The following is a 5,528-nucleotide window of genomic DNA, read 5'->3' on the forward strand; positions in this document are numbered from 1 at the left end:
GCGCTTCGGCGAGTGGTGGCACAAACCGAGTTCTGTCGTGCCACGCCCTCGTTCCCCTCAAACAGCGAACTTCTTCGCCAGCAGCTCCGGCCCCATGCCGTCGTACTCCTCGAACGGCTGATGGATCCACGGCGAGGTTTCCAGCATCTCGCAGTAGTAGTCCGGCATGTAGGCAGAAACCTTTTTGGTCCAGATGACCGCCGAGCGCAACTCGGTGATGGACGGCATGCCGCGCAGGCGCTCCACCACGGCCTTCAGCGTGACGCCCGAATCGGCCAGGTCATCCACCAGCAGCACGCGGCCGGCCAGTTCGCCCTTGGGCATGGTGATGTACTTGGCCATGTCCAGGCGACCCTGGATGGTGCCGGCCTCGGCGCGGTAGGAGCTGGTCGACATGATGCCCAGGGGCTTGTCGAAGACGCGCGACAGCACGTCGCCCGGGCGCATGCCACCGCGGGCCAGGCAGAGGATCTGGTCGAACTGCCAGCCCGAAGCGTGCACCTTGAGGGCCAGGCGCTCGGTCAGCAGGTGGTACTCGTCCCAGGACACGTAGAGGTGTTTGCCGTCGTCGGTCAGCATGATGGCGGGGTCTCCGTCGAATAGGTTTGAAGTGTCGGGCGAATTTCAGGACGAATAGGGGTGGCGCAGCACGATGGTGTGCTCGCGGTCGGGGCCGGTCGAGACCATGTCGATGGGCGCGCCGATGACTTCTTCCACGCGCTTCAGATAGCTGCGCGCATTGGCCGGCAACTTGTCCCAGGCAGTGACGCCGAAGGTCGTCTCGGGCCAGCCCGGAAAGGTCTCGAACACGGGCTCGCAGGCCTCGATCTCGTCGGCGTCCAGCGGCAGGATGTCGAGCAGCTTGCCATCGAGCTGGTAGCCCACGCACATCTTGATCTCGGTCAGGCCGTCCAGCACGTCCAGCTTGGTCAGGCACAGGCCGGTGATGCCATTGATGATGATGGAGCGCTTCAGCGCAGCGGCGTCCAGCCAGCCGCAGCGGCGCGCGCGGCCGGTCACGGTGCCGCGCTCCTGGCCGACGGTGGACAGGTGGTAGCCCACGGTCCCGGGCGTTTCCCAGTCCAGCTCGGTCGGGAAGGGCCCGGAGCCCACGCGCGTCGTGTAGGCCTTGGTGATGCCCAACATGTAGTGCAGCATCTGCGGGCCGACGCCAGCGCCGGCGGCGGCATTGCCGGCCACGCAATTGCTGGACGTCACGTAGGGATAGGTGCCGTGGTCGATGTCCAGCAGCGTGCCCTGGGCGCCTTCGAACAGGATGTTGGCGCCAGCCTTGCTCGCTTTGTGGATCATGTAGCCGACGTCGGCCAGCATGGGCTTGATGGCTTCGGCCATCTTCATCGCCTGCTCGAAGATGGGCTCGAAGGCCAGCGGCTCGCCCTTCAGATAGCCCGACAGCGCGAAGTTGTGCAGGTCCAGCAGCTCGCGCAGCTTCTTGGCGAAGCGCTCGGGGTGCTTCAGGTCCTGGGCGCGCAGCGCGCGGCGGGCGACCTTGTCCTCGTAGGCCGGGCCGATGCCCTTGCCGGTGGTGCCGATCTTGCCGCTGCCGCTGGTCTCGCGCAGCTGTTCGCGCGCCTTGTCCACGGCGACGTGGAAGGGCAGGATCAGCGGGCAGGACTCGCTGATGAACAGGCGCGAACGCACCTCGACGCCGGCCGCTTCCAGGCGCTCGATCTCGGTCAGCAGATGGGTGGGGTCCACCACGACGCCATTGCCGATGTAGCAGGCCACGCCGTCGCGCATGATGCCGCTGGGGATCAACTGCAGCGCGGTCTTCACGCCCTTGATGACCAGCGTGTGGCCTGCGTTGTGGCCGCCCTGGAAGCGCACCACGCCCTGGGCGTGATCCGTCATCCAGTCCACGACCTTGCCCTTGCCCTCGTCACCCCATTGGGTGCCGACGACGACCACATTGCGTCCACGCGCGGTTTGGCTCTGCATCTTGTTTGCCTGCTAGCTTTGGATTGGGAAGGGCCGCCGGCGCTCAAAGCGCGCGGACGATCCAGTCAGTGTGCTCGCGAACCAGTTCGCGGTCACAGTCGAATTCATCGGCCTCGTGCTCATGGCCCGGCAGCACGCAGACCACGGTCTCGCCCTGCTCACGCAAGGCCCGTACAGCCTGGCGCAGTGAAGCATCCTCGCCCCACGGCGCGCGCACGGCGGCGCGCAAGGGCGTGGCCGGCACCAGGGCCACCAGCGTCTTCAGGTCCAGACTGAAGCCGACGGCCGGGCGGCGGCGGCCGAAAGCGGCACCGACCTCGTCATAGCGCCCGCCGCGCAGCACGGCGTCGGAGCAGCCCGAGGCATAGGCGGCGAAGCGGATGCCGGTGTAGTAGGCATAGCCCTGCAGGTCGGCCAGGTCAAAGCCCAGGCTGACCTCGGGATGAACAGCAGCCAGATGGCCGGCCAGCCAGTCCAGGTCGGCCAGGGCCGCCTTGACGAGCGGGTGATCCGGCAGGCGCCGCGCTGCCTCTGCCAGCACTTCCCGGCCACCGAACAGACTGGGCAAGGCCAGCAAAGCATCGCGTGTGACGGCCGGCATGCCCGCGCTCAGCGCGGCCAGTGCGGAGAGGTCCTTGGCGGCCAGCGCCGCCGTCAGCGCTTCCAGCGTCTCGGGAGCCAGCTTGATGCCTTCAAGCACGCCTTGCAGCAGGCGTGCATCGCCAAGGTCCAGCATCACGTCGCTCAAGCCGGCTCGGCGCAGCGCGTCCAAGGCCAATTCATGCACCTCAAGGTCGGCTTCCAGGCCGGCATGGCCATAGATCTCGACACCGAACTGCAAGGGCTCGCGGCTGGTGTTGAGGCCATCCGGCCGCGTGTGCGCGATGGGCCCGCAGTAGCACAGGCGAGTCACGCCCTGGCGGTTCAGCAGGTGGGCGTCGATGCGGGCGACCTGGGGCGTCGTATCGGCACGCAGGCCAAGCGACCGGCCCGAGAGCTGGTCAACCAGCTTGAAGAGCTTGATTTCGGAGCCACTGCCCGTGCCGGAAAGCAGCGAGTCGAGATGCTCCAGCAGCGGCGGAATGACGAGCTCGCAGCCGTAGCTGCGGGCCATGTCGAGCAGTTCTCTACGCAGCTCTTCGATGTGGCGCGCCTGCGAAGGCAGGACATCGGCGATGTGCTCGGGCAGCAGCCAAGCAGAGGACATGGGCGAAGGCAGGCGGTTAAAAACGGCATTCTACCGGTGCCTCCCGGGCCCAGCCTTCAGATCAGCGCAACCAGAGCAGTCCGAACACACCCATCAGGATGCTGGCCAGGCCGATGAAACGAATCTGCCCATCGCTCATCGCCAGGATGCGGCTGAAGACCTCGCGCCAGCGCGCCGGGCTGAGCAGGGGCATCAGCCCCTCGATGACCATCACCAGCGCGAGCGCGGTGAGGAGTTCGTTCACTTGCGCGCCGGTGCGGCGGCGGCCGCGGCGCCGGAGCCCCGCATGGCCTTGAAGAAGTCGCTGGATGGATCGACCACCATCACGTCGCTCTTCCTGCTGAAGCTGGCGCGGTAAGCCTCCAGCGAGCGGTAGAACTGGGCGAACTGGGGATCACGGCCAAAGGCCTCGGCGTACAGGGCAGAGGCCTTGGCGTCGCCCTCGCCTTTGATGAGCTGGGCATCACGGAAGGCTTCGGCAACGATGATTTCGCGCTGGCGATCGGCATCAGCCTTGATCTGCTCGCCCTCGGCGGAGCCGGTGGACCTGGCCTCGGCGGCCACGCGCTTGCGTTCCGAATCCATGCGGCGGTAGACCGACTCGGTGATGCTGGCCGCGAAGTCCACACGCTTGATGCGCACGTCAACGACCTCGATGCCGAACTGCTTGGCCTCGTCGGCCAGGCGTTTGCGCACGTCCTGCATGATCTTCTCGCGCTCGGTGGCCAGCACGGCGATGACGGTGCGCTTGGTCACTTCATCGTTGAAGGCGGCCTGCACGACGGGCACCAGGCGGTTCTCGACGTTGCGCATGTCAGCGCCGCTGTTGCGAATGAACTGGCGCGGCTCGGCGACGCGCCACTTGATGAGCCAGTCGATGACCAGGCTCTTCTTTTCAGCCGTGAAGACGGGCCGCGACTCGGTGCTGTCAAGCGTCTGCACGCGGCGGTCCAGCAGCACGACGTTTTGCAGCGGCGGCGGCAGCTTGAACTTCAGGCCCGGCTCGGTAACGACTTCCTTGATCTCGCCGAGCGCATAGATGACGGCGAACTKGCGCTGGTCGACGATGAAGAGCATCGACGACAGCAGCATCAGGACGACGATGGCGCCGGCGACGATGGCGGCAATACGGTTCATTCGGATGGTCCTCGATCAGCGGCCGTCGCGGCTGCGCTGGTTGTCACGGCTGCGCAGGTCGTTGGCACTGGGCAGCGTCTGCGGCTCGGGCACGGTGGTCGGCTGCGGTGCCGACACGGTCACGGTGCCGCTGCTGCCTTGCTGCAGCAGCTTGTCCAGCGGCAGGTAGAGCAGGTTGGAGCCGCTCTTGCTGTCCACCATCACCTTGCTGACGTTGGTGTAGACCTGCTGCATCGCGTCGATGTAGAGGCGGTCGCGCGTGACCTGGGGCGCCTTCTGGTACTCGGTCAGCACGCTCTTGAAGCGCGCCGCATCGCCCTCGGCCGTTGCGATGACACGGGCCTTGTAGCCCTCGGCCTGCTCGCGCAACCGGGCGGCATCGCCTCGCGCACTCGGGATCTTGTCGTTCGCGTACGCCTGGGCCTCGTTCTTCAACTGCTCGCGGTTGGCGTTGGCCTTCTGCACGTCGTCAAACGCCGCCTGAACCTGCTCGGGCGGCTGCACGCTCTGCACATTGACATTGACGACCTGAATGCCGGCCTTCAGGCGATCCAGCTGGACCTGGATGGACTTGACCAGGTCAGCGGCGATAGCGTCGCGCTGCTCATAGAGCACCGAATCCATCGTGCTCTTGCCGACGATCTCGCGCACCGCCGACTCTGCGGCCAGCAGCACGGCCTGCTCGGGGTCACGGTTCTCGAACAGGAAGTCGCGCAGGTCACGGATGGTGAACTGCACCGTGAAGCGGATATCGACGATGTTCTCGTCCTGCGTCAGCATGGACGAGTCGCGCAGGCCGGTGGCGGCGACGACCGAACTGCGCCCAACCTCGACCTGGCGCAGCTGCGAGACCGGCTGGATCTCATGCGCCTGGAAGGGATAGGGCAGGCGCCACTGGAAACCGGCTTCGACCGTCTTGCTGTACTTGCCGAAGGAAGTGATGACGCCCTGCTGGCCTTCCTGCACGATGAAGAAGCCGCTGGCCAGCCAGCCCAAAACGACAACGCCGGCGATGAGGCTCAGGCCAATACCGGCGCCCTTCATGTCGGGCGAGCCACCGGAGCCGCTGGGGCCGGATGGCCCGCTGGACTTGCCACCGAACATGCCCGAGAGCTTGCGATTGAATTCGCGCCAGAGCTCGTCGAGATCGGGCGGGCCGTCGTTGCGGCCGTTGTTCAGCAACCGGCTCGCGGCACGGGCGACCGGCGTCATCAGACGCTGGGCC

6 protein-coding genes are annotated in these 5,528 nt (G+C 66.4%); all 6 read right to left on the reverse strand.

Annotated features, from left to right (window positions below; translation table 11 throughout):
* Positions 1–57 precede the first annotated feature (57 nt).
* The 6 genes from ACXJKR_RS22770 to hflK all read right to left on the reverse strand — a co-directional run bounded on the left by ACXJKR_RS22770 (position 58) and on the right by hflK (position 5,515).
* On the reverse strand, positions 58–579 hold the full coding sequence (locus tag ACXJKR_RS22770; RefSeq protein WP_056198151.1) for a phosphoribosyltransferase: 522 nt from the start codon (positions 577–579) through the stop codon (positions 58–60).
* Positions 580–624: 45 nt separating this feature from the next.
* Positions 625–1,959 (reverse strand): adenylosuccinate synthase, encoded by a 1,335-nt coding sequence (locus ACXJKR_RS22775; RefSeq protein ID WP_457324743.1) that lies wholly within the window; start codon positions 1,957–1,959, stop codon positions 625–627.
* Between the two features lie 43 nt (positions 1,960–2,002).
* Complete coding sequence (locus ACXJKR_RS22780; protein ID WP_457324744.1) at positions 2,003–3,166, reverse strand: ATP phosphoribosyltransferase regulatory subunit; 1,164 nt, start codon at positions 3,164–3,166, stop codon at positions 2,003–2,005.
* 61 nt (positions 3,167–3,227) lie between these two features.
* A complete protein-coding gene (locus ACXJKR_RS22785) occupies positions 3,228–3,410 on the reverse strand; it encodes a DUF2065 domain-containing protein (RefSeq protein ID WP_056198157.1) in 183 nt (60 codons plus the stop codon).
* On the reverse strand, positions 3,407–4,303 hold the full coding sequence (gene hflC / locus ACXJKR_RS22790; RefSeq protein ID WP_457324745.1) for a protease modulator HflC: 897 nt from the start codon (positions 4,301–4,303) through the stop codon (positions 3,407–3,409). The genes ACXJKR_RS22785 and hflC overlap by 4 nt, the downstream gene beginning before the upstream one ends.
* 15 nt (positions 4,304–4,318) lie before the next feature.
* On the reverse strand, positions 4,319–5,515 hold the full coding sequence (hflK, locus tag ACXJKR_RS22795; protein ID WP_056199622.1) for an FtsH protease activity modulator HflK: 1,197 nt from the start codon (positions 5,513–5,515) through the stop codon (positions 4,319–4,321).
* Positions 5,516–5,528 lie beyond the last annotated feature (13 nt).

Source organism: Roseateles sp. P5_E11 (genome assembly GCF_054049355.1).

Coding starts and splice junctions, on each gene's coding strand:
- ACXJKR_RS22780 (WP_457324744.1), bottom strand. CDS start 3,166: ATGTCCTCTGCTTGGCTGCTGCCCGAGCACATCGCCGATGTCCTGCCT.
- ACXJKR_RS22770 (WP_056198151.1), bottom strand. CDS start 579: ATGCTGACCGACGACGGCAAACACCTCTACGTGTCCTGGGACGAGTAC.
- ACXJKR_RS22775 (WP_457324743.1), bottom strand. CDS start 1,959: ATGCAGAGCCAAACCGCGCGTGGACGCAATGTGGTCGTCGTCGGCACC.
- hflK (WP_056199622.1), bottom strand. CDS start 5,515: ATGACGCCGGTCGCCCGTGCCGCGAGCCGGTTGCTGAACAACGGCCGC.